Origin of the sequence: Pseudoalteromonas piscicida (assembly GCF_002208135.1) — a bacterium.
Taxonomy (GTDB): domain Bacteria; phylum Pseudomonadota; class Gammaproteobacteria; order Enterobacterales; family Alteromonadaceae; genus Pseudoalteromonas; species Pseudoalteromonas piscicida_A.
This window is the reverse complement of record NZ_CP021646.1, coordinates 3,695,093-3,716,720: the sequence shown is the minus strand read 5'-3', so window position 1 is coordinate 3,716,720 and position 21,628 is coordinate 3,695,093. Positions and strand designations below refer to the sequence as shown.

Sequence of the window (21,628 nt, the reverse complement as noted above, 5' to 3'; positions counted from 1 at the left end):
GAATTCTGAAAGGTCACCCAGCCTCATGTTTAAAAAATTACGCGGATTATTTTCTAACGATCTCTCTATCGATTTAGGGACGGCAAACACACTTATTTATGTAAAAGAAGAAGGCATCGTACTGAATGAGCCATCAGTGGTGGCAATTCGTCAGGAGCGAGCTGGTGGCCCAAAAAGCGTTGCGTCAGTGGGTACTGCGGCTAAGCAAATGCTAGGTCGAACTCCGGGTAACATCAAAGCCATTCGCCCAATGAAAGATGGGGTGATTGCTGACTTCTATGTAACAGAAAAAATGTTACAGCACTTTATTAAGCAAGTGCACAATAATAACTTTATGCGTCCAAGCCCTCGAGTACTTATTTGTGTACCTTGTGGTGCAACTCAAGTTGAAAAACGTGCAATCCGTGAATCAGCAATGGGTGCTGGCGCGCGTGAAGTGTACTTAATTGAAGAGCCAATGGCAGCAGCAATTGGTGCTGGATTACCAGTATCTGAAGCGACAGGTTCAATGGTTGTTGATATTGGTGGTGGTACGACGGAAGTCGCGATTATCTCGCTGAATGGTGTCGTTTATTCGTCTTCAGTGCGTATCGGTGGTGATAAGTTTGATGAAGCGATTATCAACTACGTACGTCGTAACTTCGGAAGCCTAATTGGCGAAGCAACGGCTGAACATATCAAACATGAAATCGGTTCTGCATTTAAGAGCGAAACGCCGATTGAAATTGAGGTTCGCGGCCGTAACTTAGCTGAAGGGGTACCACGCTCTTTTACACTCAACTCGCATGAAATCTTAGAAGCGTTACAAGAGCCTTTGATGGGGATTGTAAGTGCAGTAATGGTTGCGCTAGAGCAGTCGCCACCAGAGCTTGCCTCTGATATTTCTGCCCACGGCATGGTATTAACAGGTGGTGGCGCATTACTCAAAGATTTAGACCGTTTGTTGATGGAAGAAACCGGTATCCCAGTGGTGGTTGCTGATGATCCATTAACTTGTGTGGCAAGAGGTGGTGGTAAAGCGTTAGAGATGATAGACATGCACGGTGGTGACGTATTTAGTTACGACTGATGAATTTATTATTTGGCCGAACCGTTCCTTTACAACTGCGACTTACTGTCGCAGTTGTGCTTAGTATTATTCTGATCATTGGTGACCGTTACACGGTTGGTGGGACTATGGTGCGAACCAGTTTAAACACTTTGGTCAGTCCGCTACTGTACGTCGCTAACATTCCCTATGAAGCGTTCAACTTGGGCCTAAAAAGTCTCAATACCAGAGAAAAGTTGCAACAAGAAAACCAAGCACTCAGGGAAAAACAATTAATACAGAGTGAGCAATTACAGCAACTTCAGTTTTTGCAAAAAGAAAATCAAGAATTACGCGCCTTATTAGGTGCTTCGGCTAGGGAAACCAATCAACGTTTAATATCTCAAGTGTTGTCTGTTCATTCGAACCCTTATAGTCATCAGGTTGTGATTAATCGCGGTACGATTGATGGGATCAGCGAAGGGCAGGCAGTTATTGACGAAATGGGCATTGTTGGACAGCTAACTCAAGTGGGTACCACGACATCAAGGGTGCTGCTTATGACTGATACCACCCATGCGACACCGGTCAGAATATTGCGTAATGACGTTCGTACTGTGGTAGAGGGGACGGGTAAAATCAATAACGTTCGCCTGGCTCATGTACCGCATAGCATGGATATTCGCATTGGCGATGTGTTGGTCACTTCAGGGCTTGGTGGTACTTTCCCTGAGGGCTATCCGGTGGCAGTAGTCACCGAGATAGACAGAGACGAAGGCTTGCCATTTGCGCAAGTACAGGCAGAGCCGGTTGCGCAATTAGATCGTATTCGCTTACTCGTGGTGTTAGGTAAACGTAGCCAAGAGGCAATTAATCATGAGTAAACATAGCAACTTATCGATTGCTTTGAGTGTCTTTGTTGCGTTAATCATGGCGCTTATGCCATTACCATTCTCACTTGAGCCCTTTCGTCCCGATTGGGTATTATTGGTGCTGATGTACTGGTCTTTGGCAGTACCTCACCGTGTGAATATTGGTTGGGCTTGGATGACAGGCCTGATAATAGATTTAGCGATGGGCGCGCCACTCGGGGTGAACTCGTTGACCTATTCCATTTGTATTTATATTACCGCCAGCAACTTTCAGAAAATTCGTAATTTCTCCATCTGGCAGCAAGCAGTACTGATCGGGCTATTTCTCGCGCTCTATCATTTGTTACAATTTTGGCTTAATCATTTCTTGCTTGATATCTACTTTAACCCGCATTATCTGTGGCCTGCGGTTACGGGCATGGTGTGCTGGCTGTGGATATTCCCACTGCTGAGAAAATATCGTAGACAGTTTAGGATCAGATAATGTCTATCTCTTTATATTTAGCTTCAGCTTCTCCACGTCGCAAAGCGCTATTAACCCAGCTTGGTTATCCGTTCGAGCAATTTAGTGTTGATGCAGACGAAAGCCCGCTAGACGATGAAACGGCATTACAGTTGGTGGAACGTTTAGCGTGTTTAAAAGCGCAATCAGGTGTGGCGCTAGGGTATACCGACAGGCCGGTTCTTGGCAGTGACACTGTGGTCGTCATTGACGGAGAAGCGCTTGGCAAGCCTCGTGATAAAGCGGATTTCAAAGCGATGATGCAGCGTCTTTCTGGTCATACGCATCAGGTGATGACTGCGATTGCGCTTGCAAATACAAACAAAGTACTGAGCGATGTGATTGTGACCAATGTGACCTTTAAAACGCTTAGTGAAACTGAAATTGATGCCTACTGGGATACTAACGAGCCACAAGATAAAGCGGGTGGCTATGGGATCCAAGGGTTAGGTGGGCGCTTTGTAACTGAGATCCAAGGTAGCTATTTTGCAGTTGTAGGCTTACCTTTGTATGAGACAGACGAATTAATTCAACGGTTTTTAAAATAAAATATGAGTAGCGAACTACTAATCAATGTCACCCCAAGTGAAAGTCGCGTAGCCTTAATCGAAAATGGGGTGCTGCAAGAAGTTCAGGTTGAACGGATCGGTAACCTAGGCATCGTTGGTAACATTTATCTTGGCAAAGTGAGCCGAGTGCTTCCTGGTATGCAGGCTGCTTTTGTGGATATCGGCTTGGAAAAAGCGGCGTTTCTACATGCGTCAGATATCGTGAACAGCGCTTCTATTGAAGAAGGGGTGGCCGAGTCCCCAGTTAAAAAAGTGCAGGATATTCGTGAGCTGGTTAAACAAGGCCAGTTCATTATGGTACAAGTGGTCAAAGATCCGCTTGGCACAAAAGGCGCTAGGCTGACAACGGATATCACGATTCCCTCACGCTATTTGGTGTTTATGCCAGACGCGACTCATGTGGGGGTTAGCCAGCGCATTGAAACCGAACAAGAGCGTGACCGGTTAAAAGAAATCGTTGCACAATATAACGACGAAAACGGTGGTTTTATCGTTCGCACCGCTGCTGAAGGCGCTTCGGAAGCCGAATTACAGCATGATGCAGAGTTTTTGAAAAAACTCTGGCAAAAAATTGTGACTCGCCGCCGTAAAACGAGCAAAGCGAAAATCTTGCACGAAGATCTTACTTTGGCATTTCGAACCTTGCGTGATTATGTTGGTGAGGATATGGAGCGTATCCGTGTTGACTCAAAGCTAACCTACCAAGAGCTAACACTTTTCACCGAAGAGTTTGTTCCCCAACTCGCAAGTGCACTTGAATACTATCCCGGTGAGCGACCCATTTTTGACTTGTTTGATGTTGAGTCTGAGATCCAAAAAGCGCTACATCGTAAGGTTGAGCTAAAATCTGGTGGCTACCTCATCATCGACCAAACAGAAGCAATGACAACCGTTGATGTCAATACTGGCGCATTTGTTGGCCATCGCAATCTTGAAGAAACGATTTTTAATACTAATGTTGAAGCGACGTCGGCAATTGCTAGGCAATTAAGGTTAAGAAACCTTGGTGGTATCATTATTATCGATTTTATCGACATGGTATCAGACGAGCATAAACGTCGAGTATTGCACTCTTTAGAAACTGCGTTGTCTAAAGACCGAGCAAAAGCTAATATCAATGGTCTCTCTGCGCTTGGTCTTGTCGAAATGACTCGCAAGCGCACGCGTGAAAGCCTGGAGCATATTCTTTGTGATGTGTGTCCATCTTGCTCAGGTCGTGGTTCACTAAAAACAGTCGAAACCGTTTGTTATGAAATCTTAAGAGAAATCGTGCGTGTTAATCGTGCTTATGATGCAGACAAATTTATGGTTTATGCCTCGCCAGCGGTGAGCGAAGCCTTGATTAACGACGAGTATCATAATTTAGCTGAGCTTGAATTATTTATTGGTAAGCAGGTTAGCATTCAAACTGAGAGCTTATATAGCCAAGAGCAGTTTGACGTAGTAATGATGTAAAGGGTAGCGGTACATGCAGGCTAAGGCCGTCTGTTTTTTCTGCCTGCGTAAAGCGTGGCAAATTTTTGCGATAACTTTAGTGACACTCGCGGTGCTGGTGTCTGCACTAAAGTACGCCTTACCCTATGCAAATGATTACAAGAGTAACATCGAAGCACTGATCCAAAAGCAACTTAATGTTGATATTAGCATCGGCCAGATCAGTGCGAGTTGGGAAGGCAACGGACCTGCCCTTGTGTTGGAATCACTCTCTTTTAAAGATAATAAAGACTCGCCAATCTCCATTAATATTGCCAAAACCTCTTTACAACTCAATGTATTCGAATCTGTAAGACAAATGCAGATCGCATCGAACTACTTTGTGCTAGAAGGGTTTGAAGCAGATATAGACTTGAGCAAGTTAAGTGCGGCTCAAGATCAAGGTGAATTTGAGCAGCAAGCATTAATTGAAAGCCTTTTCTTAGGCGATGTAGGACATTTTGCGGTGCAAAATAGTCGTCTTAATATTACTTTTTCTAGCGGTAAGACTCATCGTTTGTTACTGAAGGATTTGGTGTGGCAAAACTCTAGCGCATTACACGAAGGTGCGGGAGAAATCGCATTACCGGGGTTTTCTCAAGGCCAGTTTAACGCTCGTCTTTCTTTGTCAGGGCGAAAGCTACGTGAATTGGCGGGTAATATCTATGTATCCGCGGATAAGGTTAATCCGGTCGATTGGCTAGAAGAACTTATTACCCTAGCGCACCCGGATCTTAAAGCAGACATCAATGCTCAGTTATGGTTAGGTTTTGAGCAAGGTACGTTGCAAGATATTACGGTGGATATCAAGCCCAGCGTATTGATATGGCAAGAAGATGAAAATCAGCGCACGTTGGCACTAGACGATGCGCAATTTCTATTACGACCAGATCAGCAGGGTTGGTGGGTGCAAAGTAGTGGTATCCAATTTAGTCGTAATCAAGAAGCGCTTGCTCCTATTTTATTTGAAGCGAAATGGCATAAAGACAACAAGACCTTTTGGTTAAAGGATATTAACGCCAACTTTTTAGCTGAGTTAGCGCAACTTGCTAAATTTCCTGGGCGAGATTTACTTTATGGCATGAACCCCAACGGTCAACTGAGCGCAGCGAAATTCAGCCTAAGTAATAATAATGCTTTTTCGGCATGGGGAGTCGTTGAAGAAATTGCTTTCGAGCCATTTCATGGGATCCCGGGAATTTATGGTACTAGGTTAGAGATGAGTGCGACTGATGAGCAAATTAGGCTCAATTTAAGTGCTGAACAAACTGAACTGCTATCAAAAGAGACCTTCAAAGATAATATTGAGATCCAGCAGCTCACTGGTGATGTCTATATCCGCAATCAACAATCGCAAGGCTGGCGAATTTCTAGTCCCAACTTTTGGCTTAGCAATCAAGATGTAGCGTTAGCCACGGAATTTTCCTTGCAGTTGTCCGATGAGCCTCGGCTTGATTTATATGCAGAACTATTCGGTGGGCGTGGTGAAATCGCTTCACAGTACTTTCCTGTCAGTATTATGCGTAAAAGCTTAGTCGATTATTTAGAAGCAGGGATCCAAAGTGGTCAGCACTTGCAGACTCAAGTCTTACTGAGCGGGGCGCTTTCACAATTTCCATTCGCTGATAAGCAAGGTCAGTTTGAAGTTAAATCACGTTTGAACGATGTGACGTTTGGTTTTGCGCCGGATTGGCCTAGCGTTACTTCAGGTGATGTCACACTACATTTTGAAAACGAAAGAATGGATATCTATGCGCATCGTGGGGAACTTGTTAATCAAAGTATTGATGAGGGGGTCATCGTTAGTATTGCGGATTTAAATCACGCTGATGTGCTGACTGTAGATATTAATCACACCACAAAAGCGAGCACGTTACAGCCTTTCTTTGCGGCAACACCGCTCGCAGATCCGCTCGCGAATATATTAGATATTGTTCAAGGTAAAGGCAAAGCAAAAGGGGATGTGCAATTGGCCGTCGACCTGCACTCAGGTGCCGTACATGCTAAAGGTGACATCTACCTAGACAATAACCCGGTTTTCTTGGCAAAGCCTGGTATGCAATTACAGCAAGTTAAGGGAGTGGTTAGCTTCGATGATGACAATATCAAAGTGAATGATTTGACTGCTACGTGGTTGGACATGCCTTTGTCGTTGGACCTATCAGGAAGCGGAGATAAGCAAAATTACCAAGTAACGACCAAGGTAAGCCTTGAGGCTGGAATAGAACAACTGCAACCGCATGCTAATGGAATTATTGACGGCTACTTTGAGGGCAATAGCGTGCTGAGCACAGATCTTATGCTTAATTTTGCTGATGCGGGATTTAACTATAAAGCCAAATTTGCCAGTGATTTACGGGGGATTACCAGTCATTTACCCGAACAATTCGGCAAACCAGCTGAGCAAGCTAAACTACTAAGCGGCACGGTATTAGGGGATGATATTTCGAATCTCGTTACGGCAAGTCTAGATAATCAATTGTATTTCAATGGCATCATTGAAAATGAATCTGGTGTGATGCGTAATGCACACCTGATTATTGGTAGTAAAGATGAAGGCTTAAATGCAGCAGGCTTTGATATCACAATCAAACAACAAGAAGTAGAGTTGTTACCTTGGTTGCCATTGATTAATCGTATTATCAAGGCGCCGAGCTCAGGTTCTGATCCCGGATTTCTGCCAGCACTAAATCGGGTGGAGGGCTCTTTTTCAAGATTAACATTCTCAGAGATCCCTTTCCATGATGTTGACTTTACTATGGCATCTATTGATGGCCCGATGCAGCTTAAAATCAATAGTAAAGAAATGCGCTCACAAGTCGCTATTCCAGCATCGAACTCAAGCCGGCCTATTCACATTAATAGTGATTATTTACGTCTAAACTTACCTAAGTCAGAGGCACAACAAGAGGCTGTGAAAACAGACATTCACTCGTTAGATTGGCTGCTGAGCTTACCTGCAACCGAATTTGTGTGTGGAGACTGTAAAGTCGGTGAATATCAGTTAGATCAGGTCAATATGTCGTTGTTCGGAGATGGTAATAGACTCAATATCTCAGAGTTAGTGATTGATAAAAAAGATCATAAACTCAATGCCAGTGGCCGCTTTGAACAAGGTAAAACATCACTGAGCGGTGCGCTAAACAGCGATGACTTTGGTGAACTAATGGATGAGTTTGATATTACTTCGACTATCAAAGACTCCCGCGCCAACATTGATTTTGCGCTCAATTGGCAAGGTGCGCCATACGAAATGGATTTGCCTAGCCTAGGTGGCGAGTTAACTTGGCGTTTAGGTGAAGGTCATTTGGCAGAAATAAGCGACAAAGGTGCACGTGTCTTTTCGCTACTGAGTTTGGACTCTTTGATCAGAAAGCTGCGCTTAGATTTTAGAGATGTGTTTTCTAAAGGCTTTTTCTATAACAGTATGAGCGGTTCGGTACAGCTAACGAATGGTATTGCAATTACTGAAGATTCAAAGCTTGATGGCGTACCTGCTGATTTAACGATACGTGGCTATGCCGACCTCAATACCCATGAAATTAATTATGATTTGGCCGTCGCACCACAAGTAACTTCGAGTTTACCTGTGATTATGGCATGGGCGGTGAATCCTGTTACGGGATTAGCTGCACTGGCACTGGATAAAGTGATCCACTCTGCACGAGTGATTTCCGAGATTAATTTTAAAATCACCGGAACGATGCAAGAGCCAGTGGTTACAGAGGTTGATCGTAAGAGTAAAGAAATTGAGTTACCCAAACCGGTTATGCCTCCTAGTGAAGAAGTTACGCCAGATGGTTCTGATGAGAATACAAGTAAAGAAGCACCTGCATTGAATTCAGAATCACATCCAAGTGCTACACTTAAGCAAAGTGAGCAACCTCTTGTGTCGCAAAATAAGGAAAGTGGTAATGGCTAAGGTGATTGCATTGCCAATGTGCTCGGCTAAAGCACCCCAAACAAATATAGATTACCTTAAAAACCAGCTAGCTAAGTTAGTGGTTGAAGAGCTAACCTTAGTCTGTTTACCTGAAACTTGGCTGGCGTTTTGCGACAATGCGCAACAGACTTGGGAATACGCGCAGCATAATGAAGCACTGCTTGGAGAGCTTTCAGCGCTTTGTCAACAACATAACATTTGGTTGGCGGCAGGCACTATCGCGATACCAAGTCAGAACGATAAATATCTGGCTGCGAGTTACTTATTTAATTCGAGTGGTGAAATCGTAGCACGCTATAATAAGATCCATTTGTTTGACGCCGATGTGAGTGACAAAACTAAACAATACCGAGAGTCTGAGCGAACAGAGTCCGGACAGGATGTCGTAGTAGTGGATAGTCCATTTGGCAGAATTGGATTAAGCGTGTGTTATGATCTGCGCTTTCCTGGTTTGTTTCAAATGATGAGGGAGGAGGGAGCCGAGTTGTTTTTAGTCCCGAGTGCTTTTACTTGTGCAACGGGCGAGGCACACTGGCAGCCATTATTACAGGCGAGGGCGATAGAAAACCAATGCTATGTAGTTGCAGCCGCGCAAGTCGGTTGTCACGAAAATGGCCGAGAAACCTACGGGCACAGTTTAATTGTATCACCTTGGGGTGAAGTCCTAGTAGACTCTGGTGCGAGTCTAGAACCCATTTCACAGCAGCTAGATAGCGCGTTTCTTGATTCGATCCGGAAAAAAATGCCTGTTGCGTATCATAACCGATTTAAAAGTGAGTTTTTATGAGTAATGTAGAGCAAAATTTACTGACCAACAGTCAGCTGACACGTGAGCAATTATCACAAACTCTCGCGTATATTCATCAGCACAAAGTAAATTATGCCGATCTGTACTTTCAATCAAGCTACCACGAAACTTGGGTGCTGGAAGACGGCATAGTCAAAGATGGCAGCTACAATATTGAACGTGGTGTTGGTGTGCGTGCAGTAAGTGGTGAGAAGACTGGCTTTAGTTATTCTGATGCGATCAGTATTGAAGCGTTAACTAAGGCTGCAGAAGCCGCACGCAGTATTGCGCAAGCGGGTGAAAGCAATAAAGTCCAAGTATTTAGCGATGTAAAAGCACCCATTCAATTTCAACCCGCGCAGCCAATTACCAGCATGACGGATGCGGATAAAGTGGCTTTACTTAGAGATATTGAGCAGTGTATTCGCGATTTAGCACCTGAGGCGCAGCAAGTGGTCAGTTCGCTGTCGGCGGTATATGAAGAAGTGTTAATTGCTGCAAGTGACGGTACGTTCGCAACCGATATCCGCCCGTTAATACGTTTAAATTGCTCAGTACTACTTGAGAAAAGTGGTCGCAGAGAGCGTGGTAGTGCGGGTGGTGGTGCGCGTTTAGACTATGGTTACTTTAAAGAATTGGTAGACGGTGAACCGAGATGGATGCAGTTTGCCAAAGAAGCAGTACGACAAGCTCGAGTGAATCTTGAAGCCATTGATGCTCCAGCAGGAGCGATGCCCGTGGTGCTGGGTGCAGGTTGGCCGGGCGTTTTGTTACACGAAGCTGTTGGACATGGCCTAGAAGGTGATTTTAACCGTAAAGGTGCCTCTGCATTCAGTGGTAAAATAGGTGAACAAGTCGCTTCGAGTCTTTGTACTGTGGTGGATGATGGCACGATAGCCGACCGTCGCGGCTCTTTGAATGTCGACGATGAAGGTACGCCTGCGGCATACAACGTACTGATTGAAAATGGTATTTTGAAAGGCTATATGCAAGACAAGCAAAACGCGAGCTTGATGGGCGTCGCGCCTACAGGCAATGCGCGTCGTGAGTCTTATGCTCATTTACCGATGCCGAGAATGACAAATACCTACATGCTTGCGGGTGAGCACAGTCAAGAAGAGATCATTCGTAGCGTAGATAAAGGTATTTTTGCTAGTAACTTCGGTGGTGGCCAAGTAGACATTACCTCCGGCAAGTTTGTATTTTCAGCATCTGAGGCCTACTTAATTGAGAATGGTAAGATAACCCAACCTATTAAAGGCGCAACGCTTATAGGAAATGGCCCTGAAGTTATGAAAAAGGTCTCTATGGTAGGTAATGACCTTGCGCTTGATAAAGGCGTTGGAGTATGTGGTAAAGATGGTCAAAGCGTCCCAGTGGGAGTAGGTCAACCGAGTTTGAAGATTGATGAAATTACTGTAGGTGGCACAGCGTAATACCAACCCCATACGATATGACGGTTATCTCATACAAGCAAAAAGGCGCATCAGCGCCTTTTTATATTGTCCAGAGCAACATAGCGTTATGGCATAATTGCTTCTTTTAAGTACTGAAACAGTTCTTTGTAGGCTTTGCCTGGCTTCTCAGCTTTTACTTCTTTACTTGCTTGGCGAGCCATCTGACGCATTTTTTGACGCTCAAGTTCAGGATACTTATCCAATAACTCATTAATCTTGCTATCGCCCTTGGCAATCACTTCATCGCGAATAAGCTCAATCTTATTCAGCAATACGTCTGCTTTATTGTTCTTATTTAGCATCAAATCCATAGCAGCCTGAATGTCTTCGACATTTGGAGTGCTACGCAATGTCTTTGCAATGTAGTTCATATGACGACGGTAAGCATCCGTTTTAGCACGGATCCTATCCGCAACCGTCATGGCCTCTTTAAGCTCGTCCGTTAGAGGTAACTTCTCACGCTGCTTCTTGCCAAGCCCTGCAATTTCACAGCCAAGTTCATGCAACTCTAGCGCTTCGCGCTTAAGCTCGCTTTTTGAAACGTAAATAATCTCTTCTTCGGTCGTTTGCTCGTGTTTAGCCATTGGTCTTGTCTATACTAGTAAATATTAAGGTCTCTAACATTAGAGTATACCACAATTGATCACTACAATAGTTAGTAGCTGTGATAGCATATTAACTAATATGTTTTAGTTAGACGAGCGAGCGGATAAGGTATCTATGACTCAACCTCAACAACACCCTATATATAATCAAATTGATGATGTGAAAAATGCAGTTGCTGATGTGTTAGCGCATGCTAAAAAACTAGGTGCAACCTCGGCAGAAGCGGCGATGTCTAGCACCTCAGGTCTGTCTGTAAGTACACGAATGGGAGAGGTTGAAACCATTGAGTTTAATCAAGATGGTGGTCTTGGTATCAGTGTTTATGTGGGCAATCATAAAGGTTCTGCATCAACCGCGGATCTGAGTCCTGAAGCTCTACGCTCAGTGGTTGAAAAGGCCGTAGATATTGCTCGATTTACTTCTGATGATCCCTGCAATGGTGTGGCGGATAAAGCCTTGCTAGAGATGTCGCCACCGGATTTAGATCTTTTCCATCCTTGGCAGGTTTCTCCCGATGAAGCTATTGAGCAATGTATTGCCGCTGAGAAAGCTGCGTTGGAATTCGATCCTCGAATCGTGAACTCTGATGGCGCAAGCTTATCGAGCCATCAAGGGATCCGTGTGTATGGTAATAGCCACGGCTTAATTGCTGGGTTCCCACGTACCAGACACAGCCTGAGTACCATGGTGATTGGTAAAGAAGGTGAACAAATGCAACGAGATTCTGCATATGCGTTATCTCGCGTGCACACAGAGCTAAAATCCCACAAGAAGTTGGTTTAGAAGCGGCACAATCTACGCTGGCAAAATTAGGCAGTCGCAAGGTATCGACGCGTAAAGTGCCTGTTATTTTTCGAGCGGATATCGCTAACAGCTTATTTGGACACTTAGTGTCAGGTATCGGTGGCGGCGCACTATATCGTAAGTCTAGCTTCTTGTTGGATTCTTTAGACACACAAATTTTTAATCGCTGCGTTAATATTGACGAAAAACCACATTTACCAAGAGGGCTTGCTTCTAGTCCATTCGATAGCGAAGGTGTAAAAACCATCGACCGTGAAATCATTACAGATGGCGTGCTTAACACTTACTTATTGGCAAGCTATGCTGCACGTAGAATGAATATGCAAGCGACAGGGCACGCAGGTGGGATCCATAATTGGCAGGTAAAACCAACGCACGATGATTTAACTTGCCTACTTGCATCAATGGGTACTGGTTTGTTAGTCACTGAACTAATGGGGCAAGGTGTTAATACGGTAACCGGTGATTACTCTAGGGGGCTGCTGGTTTTTGGGTCGAAAATGGTGAGCTTCAATATCCTGTGAGTGAAATTACGATCGCTGGCAATTTAAAAGATATGTTTATGGGCATTGAAGGGGTTGGCGGTGATATTGAATGTCGAGGCGCAGTACAAACCGGCTCCATACTACTCAATAATATGCAAATAGCGGGTGAGTAACTCCCCTCAGCTCAAGGAATGCTGGTTTTGACCAGCATTCTCCGTCACTTCGACACTGTTACTGCTACACTAACAACCAAGTTGCCGTGCCAAGGAATGCAAAGATCCCAACGATATCAGTAACTGTTGTTAGTACTACACTACCAGCTAGCGCTGGGTCGATATTCATTTTCTTTAGCATAATTGGAATACTGGCACCCGCGATACCTGCCGCGACTAAGTTCATAAACATCGCGAAGGCAATAACGGCACCGAGTGTAAAATCCCACTGCCATACAGCAATAACTCCAGCGATCAAGACAGACCATAGGACACCGTTTAGGGCTCCGATCGCCAGTTCTTTACCCATTAAAAACTTTTGGTTAGTTTGGTTGATATGACCAAGGGCAATACCACGAATCACTAAGGTTAGCGTTTGACTACCGGCAACGCCACCCATACTTGGTACTATGCCATTTAACACCGCGAGAATCGGTAAAATATCCAGAGTTCCTTCGAAGAAGCTTGCAACAAACGCTGCCATCAAGGCGGTTAGCAGGTTAATCCCAAGCCAAATAGAGCGACGCTGGCTACTTTTTAGAACTGGCGCAAAGGTATCTTCTTCGTCTTCAAGACCTGCCATACTTAATAAACTGTGCTCGGCATCTTCACGGATGACGTCAACAACGTCGTCGATGGTGACACGACCAAGCAAATGGGCGTTATCGTCAACGACGGGAGCTGAGATCCAGTTATGGCGCTCAAAAAGCTGCGCCACTTCAGACTCATCCATGGAGATAGGGATCGTTTCCTTATCTTCATCCATCAAGTCTCGAACCATGCTGTCAGGAGACTTAGTTAATAAGGTATTGACAGGCAGCGTGCCTAAAAAGCAGTTGTCTTTATCAACTACATACAACTCGTCCGTACCGTCTGGCAATTCGCCTTTAAGACGTAGATATCTAAATACAACCTCTAAGGTAACATCGGGTCGAATGGTGACCGTGTCGGTGCTCATCAAGGCACCTGCCGAGTGCTCCTTATAGGACAATGCTTGTGTCGCACGTTCTCTGTCTTGGCTATCCATCGCACCGATAACGTCTTGGTAGACGGTATCAGGCAAGCTTCTCAGGACATCACCAAGGTCATCGTCGTCCATATCTTCTGTCGCGGCAGCAATTAGCTCCGGTTCCATCTGGGCGATGATCCCAAGTCTTACGTCCTCTGATAGCTCTTCTAAGACATCCCCTTGGATATCTGGGTCAACGAGCTGCCACAACATAGAGCGAACTTTATGAGGAGATGATTCTAAAAGCAGTGCAGTGTCACAAGGTGCGGTCTCTGCGAGCATACGCCTAACTTGAACAAACTGACCACTGTTTAAGGCTTTGGTTACCTTTTGGAGTTGTTCCAGTGTGTAGTCTTGTTCAAATACTTCAGGCATAGGCATCCTTATTGATAATGCTGGCGGATAACGTGATTAAGTTAACCCTATTCATTTATTTTATAGCAGAAACCTATTTCTTAATTTGAATTTTACTCGTGTTGTTTCCGCTGGTGGGTTGCTATCGTTAATGCACGCTAAATATGCGAGCAACGATAAAGTAGGCTTGTCTCGGCAACTCGCTTTACTGCACGAGATAAACCTAAATTGGTATTACAGTGTAACTCAGTTTATTGGGAACTACCAAGGTTTACGCTTAATTATGAGAGACTTATTATACCAATTCGCTTAATTAAGTGATCTATTTTGAGGCGAGAAAATCTTGTCGATAACACGGCGAAAATTTTGCTATTTAACCTGAGGTTTGGATAAGGAATGTTCCAACTCATTGTTGCTAAAGCACAACTTAGTTTTTTCCTTGTCTAGCCAGCAAGTTTTAGGGAAAACAAGGCGAATTTACGCACCAATAGCTGGCTATTGGAAGTGAATTCAACGCAGTTAGCGCTAAAACTGGCTGCTAGAAAGGCATTAATTATCCGCAGCTCAGGTTATTTAGTTGTTCTAAATGAAAAATTTTTAACACAGTTAGCGTCAGATTTGCTCCTTCAAATTGAGCAAGTATTAAGACTAATTGGTATTATACCAGTCTGGTTACGGAGGGGGAGGGTAGCAGGGAATACATGAATCAGGCCTTAGTGCTATATTGGTGATAGCAGCTTGAGTCACTCAGATTCATTAAACTTATTTTCTATTAATCCACCAATGGCGTCTAGTGCATACTGAGCATCAGGACCTTCGCAGACAACTCGCACCTCTTTTCCCTGGCTGCTTTCAAGTAACAACAGTGCTAGTACGCTGTCTGCAGCAGCACTTTTGTCTCCCTGATATAAGGTCACTTCGGCATCAAATTGTGTCGCTAACTGAGCAAGAACTGTCGCAGCCCGAGCGTGTAGACCGAGTTTATTCTGGATTAAAAACGTATCTTCTAACATCTAACCCTCTTGCTCACGGTGACGAATTTTGACGTTAGGATGGGTTTTAGCAAAACGCTCGCCAATGGTTTGCGCTAAGTATACTGAGCGATGCTGTCCACCAGTACATCCGATAGCAATCGTTAGGTAGCTACGATTGTTACGTTCTAAGTGTGGTAACCAAGTTTGTACAAAGGTTTGGATCTGCCAAGTGAATTTTTGCACGATACTGTGGCTCGACAAATAGTCTTTGACAGGCTGATCTAGGCCCGTGAGCGGCTTAAGCTCAGGCTCCCAATGTGGATTTGGCAAAAAGCGCGCATCAAAAACGTAATCCGCTTGTTTTGGGATGCCATGTTTAAAGCCGAAAGATTCAAAAGTAATAATGAGTTGTTTGTCTTTCTTGCCTAAGATTTTTTCGCGGATATCTTCTGCAAGTTGATGAACGCTAAGGCCTGTGGTATCGATGAGAAAGTCGGCTCGAGTGATCAATACGTCTAACAGTTCACGTTCTTTTTTTATCGCGACATCTAATGGAAGATTATGCAGTGAAAGAGGGTGCAAACGGCGTGTTTCAGAAAAGCGCTTTATCAGGGTTTGGTCATCACTGTCTAAATAAAACAGGGTAGGTTTGGCGAAACCGGGCAAGTATTCAAGAATGTCATTAAACTCGTCCTGTTCTTTAGGCAAGTTTCTAACATCAATGCTCACTGCAATTTTATTATAATTGTCGGAAACGCTGCGGACTAAAGACGGTAGCAAATTGACCGGAATATTATCTACACAATAGTAGCCTAAGTCTTCCAATACTCGAAGCGCTACAGATTTACCAGAGCCTGAGCGGCCACTGATAATGATAAGCTCGAGTCCTTTTTCTTCATCACTCATCAGATTCACCTTGGATCACTGCATATAACTCATCATCACTTTTTGCTTGCCTGAGCATTTTACAAAAAGACTTGTCTTTGAGTGTATCAGCAATCGCCGCTAAGGTCTTCAGGTGCTGTTGATTATCACCTTCAGGTACGATGAACGCGACAAAAATATCGACAGGCTGCTTATCTATGGCTTCAAACTGGATCCCTTGTTCGCTGACAAGGACCATTGCAAGGATTTTATCCAAACCTTCAAGTCGACCATGGGGAATAGCAATGCCTTTACCGATCCCTGTGCTGCCTAATTTCTCTCGCGCCATTAAAGCGTCCAAGATAGCATGTTGACTGGCATTCGGAATTTGGCTATGAGCCAGTTCGCTGATGTATTCTAAAATACGTTTTTTGCTATTAAAAAGGACCGCAGCTTTACTGCAGTCCTTGTTCACTAATTCACTTAATTTCATTTTAGTGTCGAGTGAGCTTCTCTTTGTGTTTAATAACTTGACGATCTAGCTTGTCGATAAGGCCATCAATTGCGGCATACATATCTTGATGCTCTGTTGATGCAAATAGCTCGCCGCCGTTTACGTGTAATGTTGCTTCTGCTTTTTGTACTAGTTTCTCGACATCAAGGATCACATGCACGTTATTGATATGATCAAAGTGCCTTTCTAGCTTCGCAAACTTGTTGGTGACATAGTCTCTTAATGAGTCAGTAATTTCTACATGGCGACCAGTTAGATTTAGTTGCATAAGCATTTTTCCTTCTTGGGTTTTACGTCTTATATCAAGCTTTTACGCTGATTTGACGGTGGAATGGCTAGGGATTCACGATATTTTGCAATCGTGCGTCTCGCTACCTTAATTCCTTGCTCAGCTAAGATATCTGCAATTTTGCTGTCACTCAATGGCTTAGCAGTATTTTCTGCAGCTATCAGCTTTTTGATAAGTGCTCTAATTGCTGTAGAAGAGCACTCACCTCCATTTTCTGTACTTACATGGCTAGAGAAGAAATACTTCAGCTCAAATATTCCCCGTGGTGTATGCATGTATTTTTGTGTCGTTACTCGTGAAATTGTGGACTCATGCATCTCAACCATTTCAGCAACATCATTTAGCACCATAGGGCGCATTGCTTCGGGGCCATGTTCAAAGAATGCCTGTTGTTGTTGCACAATGCAATTGGTAACTTTTAATAAAGTATCATTGCGGCTTTCTAAGCTTTTAATAAACCACTTTGCTTCTTGTAAATGTGAGCGAATAAACTGACTATCCGTGCTGGATTTCGCCGTTCTAGACATGGCAGCATAATGGTCGTTTACTCTTATTTTAGGCATAGCATCAGGATTTAGCTCTACGACCCAACGACCTTTTACTTTTTTCACCGATACGTCAGGGATAACATATTCAGGCTCTTCATGAATAATGCTTGCCGCTGGCTTTGGATTAAGACTATGAATTAACGTCATGACCTCTTTGAGGTCCGCCTCTTTAAGGCGCGTTTTCTTTGCCAAAGTTCGATAGTCACGGCTGGCAAGCAAGTCGATATGCTCTGTCAGGATCATTTTCGTTTCGGCAATCCATGGCGTATCTGGAGCGAATTGATTTAGCTGAATACACAAGCATTCTTGTAAACTGCGCGCTGCGATACCGACAGGGTCAAAAAGTTGAATGCGTTTGAGTACGGCTTCGACTTCATCCAGCTCAATAGGCTCTTCGCTATTTTCGTCATTAATGCTTTCTAAAATGTCTTCGCAAGATAAGGTTAAAATGCCTGACAGGTCTACCGCTTCAATAATCGCAATCGCGATAGCTCTATCGGTTGGGCTAAATGGCGTCAGTTCGAGTTGCCACATGAGATAATCATGGAGAGATTCAGAGGTTTCCCCTTGATAAACATTATCGTCATCAGGCAGAGGGCCTGAACTTGCAGCCGGCGCTGCACTCATGTACTCATCCCAAGTGACATCCATGGCAAGGTCATCACTCACAGTGTCTTTGCTCATGGCGGTATCTGAGTCTATTTCATAGTCACTAACAGGCACTTCATCGCCTGAATCTTGATTATCGTCAGCGCTGCTCTTTTCTTGGCCGTGTTGGTCAGCATTTTCGCCGTCAGTATTATCACCTTCTTCCACTTCCAACAATGGATTGCTGTCTAATGCTTCTTGTATTTCTTGTTGCAGATCCAAGGTACTAAGCTGCAGCAAGCGAATGGCTTGTTGCAGTTGCGGAGTCATTGTAAGTTGCTGCCCCATGCGCAGCTGTAATGATTGCCTCATGTATCTCTAACAATCCTTTTTAACAGTTATTAATACTACGTCTTAACTATAGCTTGAATTGTTCGCCTAGGTAGACATCTCTTACGGTTTGATCTGCCAAAACATGTTCTGGCGTGCCTGCAGCGATTAACTCACCATGTGAAACGATGTAGGCCTTTTCACATACGTCCAGTGTTTCTCTAACATTATGGTCGGTGATTAACACACCGATACCGCGGTTTTTTAGGTGCTCTATTATCGTCTTTATATCTAACACCGAAATAGGATCAACACCAGCAAAAGGTTCATCTAACAGGATAAACTTTGGGTTTGCGGCTAAAGCGCGAGCAATTTCTACTCGTCTTCTCTCACCTCCCGACAATGCCATGCCCTGTGAATCACGAATGTGTTGAATATTAAATTCATCTAGTAACTCGTTTAGTTCAGCTTCTCTTTCAACTTTAGATAAGTCTTTTCGAGTTTCTAAAATCGCCATCAAATTTTGATAGACAGTGAGTTTTCTAAAGATTGAAGACTCTTGTGGTAGATAGCCAATGCCGAGTCGTGCACGGCTGTGCATCGGCAGCAAAGTGATATCTTCGTCATCAATCTGAATAAAGCCTTTGTCGCTTGGTACTAGCCCTACAATCATGTAAAAAGTAGTGGTTTTGCCTGCGCCATTTGGTCCCAACAAGCCTACAATACTGCCAGCTTGAACACTTAAGCCAACATTCTTAACGACTTGGCGACCTTTATAACTCTTTGCTAAACCAGTTGCTTTGAGCTCGCTCATTAATTATTACCTTCTTCCTGCGCTTTTTTGTCTTTTGCGTCTTTTTTATCATCCACAGGAACAAGGATGGTTCTGACACGAGAATCTTCCTGATCTGAGCGCTCTGCACTGATCAATTGTTTTTCAATGTCATAAGTGATGACCTGCGCATTTATCTTTTGCCCAGTTTGATTGATTTCCGCATCGCCAGAAATGACTAAGGTGCCCTTCGCAACGTCGTAACGAATTTCATTTGCTTTTGCTTCTAGCAAATTACCATCAGGTTGACGTTCGCTAAAAGTGGCTGGGCTGCCAGTTGCAACAAGCAGCTGTTTATTGGTGCCAAGTTCGGCACGGCGATGTACTTCTAGGCGATCGGCATTTATTTTTCTGTTGCCATGAATAATGACGACATTCTGTTCAAAAATACCGATATTGCTTTGCAGCTGAGCTTGCTGACGGCCAGCATCAATAATGACTTCATTTTGTTCTGCAGCAACTGCCAGAGTAGAACTTGCAAGCAAGCCGATGAAAACTAGTTTGTTAATGATTTTACTGGTCATAATAAATTGTCTTTGTGTGGTTGATGAGTTCGATCACTTGCTTTTGCAGATCCGCATGTAGTCCTTTACCTGTGATCCTAAGACTAGGACCTGTGATAACGACAGGATGTTCCGACTTCATCAATTTTTGCTTAATTTCAACTCGTACATTATCGGCATTGATATCAGTGATCATGGCATTAGGTGTTAAATTCTTTGCCAGTACATTGCCCTCTAATATTAAGGTATTGTTTTCATATAGTGTTGCTTCTAATGCACTTATCTGCCAATTCTGCTCACCGTTGTACAAGGTGAAAATAGGTTTTTCAAAGTGACTAAAGCCAAGGTCTTGATACAATTCCATCTTATCAGCAGTTACCTGATAGTTTAATAAGCCATTTTCACTATAGGTAGTTTGCTGGAGTGTCGTTGCAACATAATCGGGCTTAGCTAACGGTTCATCTTCTTTTGTTGGATCCGTCTTTGATGGATTAAACATGGGTGACCACATCCATACCATTAAAGAGCTAAATATAATGAGTAAGATGACACGCAATACGGTCATGTACTTGATCCTTTGGAAGTTAATAAGTGATGTTGGCTGAGCATGAGAAGATCTGTAAGCTCTCTCACTGCACCAAAACCACCAGGCATCAACGTCGTATAATGAGCGATATGCTTAACAAGTGGATGTGCATCGTTGACGGCAACGGCAAAACCGACTCGTTCCATTACTGGTAGGTCAGGACCATCATCACCAATATACGCGATTTCATCATCACTAAGGTTGAGCTTAGTCTTCAGTTCATCATATGCCACTAGCTTGTTTTCTTGCCCTTGGTAAATATAAGTTACATTTAAACTAGTCATGCGTTGCTGAACTATTTGTGAATGTCTACCTGTGATAACGGCGACTTCGATACCACAATCAATTAAGGCCTTAATACCAAAGCCATCTTTGGTATTAAACGCTTTCAGTTCTTCACCATTATTACCAAGGTATATGCGACCATCGGAGAACACGCCATCAATGTCACAAATCAATAATTTGATTTTCTTTGCTTTTTCCCAAGCTTCAGTTGAAATGGCTTGATATAGATCTTCAAATCGCATTACAGCACTCCTGCTCTAAGTAAATCTTGCGTATTCAGGGCGCCAACTGGAACGTTATTTTCATTTACCACAATCAAGCCATTAATTCGTTTGGTTTCCATGATATTGAGTACCTCAGCCGCGAGCATATCTGCGCGTGCCGTTGTGCTTTTAGCCGTCATTACTTGCGTGATTGGAGTTGTGTGGATATCCACCTTTTGCTCGATAATACGGCGCAAGTCGCCATCGGTAAAAATACCTTGTAATTGCGAGCTTTCATCTACGATTGCCGTCATGCCTAAACTTTTAGCGGACATCTCAAATAATGCTTCTTTAACCGTGCAATGGCTGTCGACCATAGGGATTGCATCCCCTTGATGCATGACGTCAGCAACGGTTAGTAGTAGGCGTTTTCCTAAACTACCACCTGGGTGGGAAAGCGCAAAATCATCAGCCGTGAATCCTCTAGCTTCAAGTAGCGCAACCGCGAGCGCGTCGCCCATTACTAACGTAGCTGTGGTGCTGGCGGTGGGGGCAAGCCCCAACGGGCAGGCTTCTTTCGATACTTTGACACAAAGATGGACCGTCGCATTACGAGCCATCGTAGAATTAGGATTGCCTGTCATGGAAATGACAGGGGCACCTAAGCGCTTAATAACAGGGAGGATTGAGATCACCTCTTGGGTTTCTCCTGAGTTGGAGATCATCAATACAACATCATCTTTGGTGATCATACCCAAGTCGCCGTGACTTGCTTCACCTGGATGAACAAAAAACGCAGGACTGCCAGTACTTGCGAGTGTTGCTGCGATTTTGTTACCGATGTGGCCAGACTTGCCCATACCAATCACAATGATCCGGCCTTGGCAGCCAAACATAATCTCACAGGCTTTTGCAAATTGCTGATCAACAAACTGTTGCACTTCTTCTATTGCTGCAAGTTCAGTAGCAAAAACTTGATTTGCAGAGTCAATAAATGGGTTCGTTGTCACTA

General features: G+C 43.9%; 20 protein-coding genes and 1 pseudogene. 9 read left to right on the top strand and 12 right to left on the bottom strand.

The window, feature by feature from the left end; genetic code table 11:
- The first annotated feature begins 25 nt into the window (after positions 1 to 25).
- Genes B1L02_RS17100 through tldD form a run of 8 tightly spaced genes read left to right on the top strand, consistent with a single transcriptional unit; the run spans position 26 to position 10,609 of the window.
- Entirely contained in the window at positions 26 to 1,069 is a 1,044-nt protein-coding gene (locus B1L02_RS17100) for a rod shape-determining protein (protein ID WP_010376642.1), read from the top strand.
- Positions 1,069 to 1,911: a rod shape-determining protein MreC gene (mreC, locus tag B1L02_RS17095; RefSeq protein ID WP_088531986.1), complete on the top strand. Its 843-nt coding sequence runs from the start codon at positions 1,069 to 1,071 to the stop codon at positions 1,909 to 1,911. The genes B1L02_RS17100 and mreC overlap by 1 nt, the downstream gene beginning before the upstream one ends.
- The gene (gene mreD / locus B1L02_RS17090) at positions 1,904 to 2,383 is read left to right on the top strand and encodes a rod shape-determining protein MreD (RefSeq protein ID WP_088531985.1); all 480 of its coding nucleotides are present in this window, start codon (positions 1,904 to 1,906) and stop codon (positions 2,381 to 2,383) included. Before mreC ends, mreD begins: the two co-directional genes overlap by 8 nt.
- Positions 2,383 to 2,949 (top strand): Maf family protein, encoded by a 567-nt coding sequence (locus B1L02_RS17085; RefSeq protein ID WP_088531984.1) that lies wholly within the window; start codon positions 2,383 to 2,385, stop codon positions 2,947 to 2,949. The genes mreD and B1L02_RS17085 overlap by 1 nt, the downstream gene beginning before the upstream one ends.
- A gap of 3 nt (positions 2,950 to 2,952) precedes the next feature.
- Positions 2,953 to 4,425 (top strand): ribonuclease G, encoded by a 1,473-nt coding sequence (rng, locus tag B1L02_RS17080; protein WP_088531983.1) that lies wholly within the window; start codon positions 2,953 to 2,955, stop codon positions 4,423 to 4,425.
- Positions 4,426 to 4,438: 13 nt separating this feature from the next.
- Positions 4,439 to 8,365, top strand: a complete 3,927-nt coding sequence (locus B1L02_RS17075) for a YhdP family protein (protein WP_088531982.1) — start codon at positions 4,439 to 4,441, stop codon at positions 8,363 to 8,365.
- The gene (locus tag B1L02_RS17070) at positions 8,358 to 9,173 is read left to right on the top strand and encodes a carbon-nitrogen hydrolase family protein (protein ID WP_088531981.1); all 816 of its coding nucleotides are present in this window, start codon (positions 8,358 to 8,360) and stop codon (positions 9,171 to 9,173) included. The genes B1L02_RS17075 and B1L02_RS17070 overlap by 8 nt, the downstream gene beginning before the upstream one ends.
- Positions 9,170 to 10,609, top strand: a complete 1,440-nt coding sequence (tldD, locus tag B1L02_RS17065) for a metalloprotease TldD (RefSeq protein WP_088531980.1) — start codon at positions 9,170 to 9,172, stop codon at positions 10,607 to 10,609. Before B1L02_RS17070 ends, tldD begins: the two co-directional genes overlap by 4 nt.
- Before the next feature lie 86 nt (positions 10,610 to 10,695).
- Here the strand turns inward: tldD and yjgA are convergent, their stop codons facing one another.
- Positions 10,696 to 11,214 (bottom strand): ribosome biogenesis factor YjgA, encoded by a 519-nt coding sequence (gene yjgA / locus B1L02_RS17060; protein ID WP_010605940.1) that lies wholly within the window; start codon positions 11,212 to 11,214, stop codon positions 10,696 to 10,698.
- A 136-nt stretch (positions 11,215 to 11,350) separates the two neighbouring features.
- Between yjgA and pmbA the strand changes: the two are divergent.
- Positions 11,351 to 12,698 (top strand): annotated as a pseudogene (gene pmbA / locus B1L02_RS17055) (metalloprotease PmbA).
- 64 nt (positions 12,699 to 12,762) lie between these two features.
- Here the strand turns inward: pmbA and mgtE are convergent.
- From mgtE to B1L02_RS16995, 11 genes are all read right to left on the bottom strand, one after another.
- Positions 12,763 to 14,121: a magnesium transporter gene (mgtE, locus tag B1L02_RS17050; protein ID WP_088531979.1), complete on the bottom strand. Its 1,359-nt coding sequence runs from the start codon at positions 14,119 to 14,121 to the stop codon at positions 12,763 to 12,765.
- 722 nt (positions 14,122 to 14,843) lie between these two features.
- Positions 14,844 to 15,113: an HPr family phosphocarrier protein gene (locus B1L02_RS17040; RefSeq protein ID WP_010376658.1), complete on the bottom strand. Its 270-nt coding sequence runs from the start codon at positions 15,111 to 15,113 to the stop codon at positions 14,844 to 14,846.
- Complete coding sequence (gene rapZ, locus B1L02_RS17035) at positions 15,114 to 15,980, bottom strand: RNase adapter RapZ (RefSeq protein ID WP_010605937.1); 867 nt, start codon at positions 15,978 to 15,980, stop codon at positions 15,114 to 15,116. It lies immediately after the preceding gene.
- Positions 15,973 to 16,431 carry a PTS IIA-like nitrogen regulatory protein PtsN gene (ptsN, locus tag B1L02_RS17030; protein WP_088531977.1) on the bottom strand — a complete coding sequence of 153 codons (459 nt, stop codon included), beginning with the start codon at positions 16,429 to 16,431 and terminating at the stop codon, positions 15,973 to 15,975. The genes rapZ and ptsN overlap by 8 nt, the downstream gene beginning before the upstream one ends.
- A gap of 1 nt (position 16,432) precedes the next feature.
- Complete coding sequence (gene hpf, locus B1L02_RS17025; protein ID WP_010376661.1) at positions 16,433 to 16,720, bottom strand: ribosome hibernation promoting factor; 288 nt, start codon at positions 16,718 to 16,720, stop codon at positions 16,433 to 16,435.
- Between the two features lie 29 nt (positions 16,721 to 16,749).
- Positions 16,750 to 18,249 (bottom strand): RNA polymerase factor sigma-54, encoded by a 1,500-nt coding sequence (locus B1L02_RS17020; RefSeq protein WP_088531976.1) that lies wholly within the window; start codon positions 18,247 to 18,249, stop codon positions 16,750 to 16,752.
- Between the two features lie 46 nt (positions 18,250 to 18,295).
- Positions 18,296 to 19,021: an LPS export ABC transporter ATP-binding protein gene (gene lptB, locus B1L02_RS17015; RefSeq protein ID WP_010376664.1), complete on the bottom strand. Its 726-nt coding sequence runs from the start codon at positions 19,019 to 19,021 to the stop codon at positions 18,296 to 18,298.
- On the bottom strand, positions 19,021 to 19,563 hold the full coding sequence (lptA, locus tag B1L02_RS17010) for a lipopolysaccharide transport periplasmic protein LptA (RefSeq protein ID WP_088531975.1): 543 nt from the start codon (positions 19,561 to 19,563) through the stop codon (positions 19,021 to 19,023). Before lptA ends, lptB begins: the two co-directional genes overlap by 1 nt.
- Positions 19,553 to 20,107, bottom strand: coding sequence for an LPS export ABC transporter periplasmic protein LptC (lptC, locus tag B1L02_RS17005; RefSeq protein WP_088531974.1), 555 nt, complete (start codon positions 20,105 to 20,107; stop codon positions 19,553 to 19,555). Before lptC ends, lptA begins: the two co-directional genes overlap by 11 nt.
- On the bottom strand, positions 20,104 to 20,655 hold the full coding sequence (gene kdsC, locus B1L02_RS17000) for a 3-deoxy-manno-octulosonate-8-phosphatase KdsC (RefSeq protein WP_088531973.1): 552 nt from the start codon (positions 20,653 to 20,655) through the stop codon (positions 20,104 to 20,106). Before kdsC ends, lptC begins: the two co-directional genes overlap by 4 nt.
- Positions 20,655 to 21,626, bottom strand: a complete 972-nt coding sequence (locus B1L02_RS16995) for a KpsF/GutQ family sugar-phosphate isomerase (protein ID WP_088531972.1) — start codon at positions 21,624 to 21,626, stop codon at positions 20,655 to 20,657. The genes kdsC and B1L02_RS16995 overlap by 1 nt, the downstream gene beginning before the upstream one ends.
- Positions 21,627 to 21,628 lie beyond the last annotated feature (2 nt).

Bases quoted from the DNA above. Each gene is read 5' to 3' on its own strand.
- rapZ (WP_010605937.1), bottom strand. From the start codon at position 15,980: ATGAGTGATGAAGAAAAAGGACTCGAGCTTATCATTATCAGTGGCCGC.
- mreC (WP_088531986.1), top strand. From the start codon at position 1,069: ATGAATTTATTATTTGGCCGAACCGTTCCTTTACAACTGCGACTTACT.
- lptC (WP_088531974.1), bottom strand. From the start codon at position 20,107: ATGACCGTATTGCGTGTCATCTTACTCATTATATTTAGCTCTTTAATG.
- lptA (WP_088531975.1), bottom strand. From the start codon at position 19,563: ATGACCAGTAAAATCATTAACAAACTAGTTTTCATCGGCTTGCTTGCA.
- B1L02_RS17085 (WP_088531984.1), top strand. From the start codon at position 2,383: ATGTCTATCTCTTTATATTTAGCTTCAGCTTCTCCACGTCGCAAAGCG.
- mreD (WP_088531985.1), top strand. From the start codon at position 1,904: ATGAGTAAACATAGCAACTTATCGATTGCTTTGAGTGTCTTTGTTGCG.
- rng (WP_088531983.1), top strand. From the start codon at position 2,953: ATGAGTAGCGAACTACTAATCAATGTCACCCCAAGTGAAAGTCGCGTA.
- B1L02_RS17075 (WP_088531982.1), top strand. From the start codon at position 4,439: ATGCAGGCTAAGGCCGTCTGTTTTTTCTGCCTGCGTAAAGCGTGGCAA.
- kdsC (WP_088531973.1), bottom strand. From the start codon at position 20,655: ATGCGATTTGAAGATCTATATCAAGCCATTTCAACTGAAGCTTGGGAA.
- B1L02_RS17020 (WP_088531976.1), bottom strand. From the start codon at position 18,249: ATGAGGCAATCATTACAGCTGCGCATGGGGCAGCAACTTACAATGACT.
- B1L02_RS17070 (WP_088531981.1), top strand. From the start codon at position 8,358: ATGGCTAAGGTGATTGCATTGCCAATGTGCTCGGCTAAAGCACCCCAA.
- yjgA (WP_010605940.1), bottom strand. From the start codon at position 11,214: ATGGCTAAACACGAGCAAACGACCGAAGAAGAGATTATTTACGTTTCA.
- tldD (WP_088531980.1), top strand. From the start codon at position 9,170: ATGAGTAATGTAGAGCAAAATTTACTGACCAACAGTCAGCTGACACGT.
- hpf (WP_010376661.1), bottom strand. From the start codon at position 16,720: ATGCAACTAAATCTAACTGGTCGCCATGTAGAAATTACTGACTCATTA.
- B1L02_RS17100 (WP_010376642.1), top strand. From the start codon at position 26: ATGTTTAAAAAATTACGCGGATTATTTTCTAACGATCTCTCTATCGAT.
- B1L02_RS17040 (WP_010376658.1), bottom strand. From the start codon at position 15,113: ATGTTAGAAGATACGTTTTTAATCCAGAATAAACTCGGTCTACACGCT.
- ptsN (WP_088531977.1), bottom strand. From the start codon at position 16,431: ATGAAATTAAGTGAATTAGTGAACAAGGACTGCAGTAAAGCTGCGGTC.
- mgtE (WP_088531979.1), bottom strand. From the start codon at position 14,121: ATGCCTGAAGTATTTGAACAAGACTACACACTGGAACAACTCCAAAAG.
- lptB (WP_010376664.1), bottom strand. From the start codon at position 19,021: ATGAGCGAGCTCAAAGCAACTGGTTTAGCAAAGAGTTATAAAGGTCGC.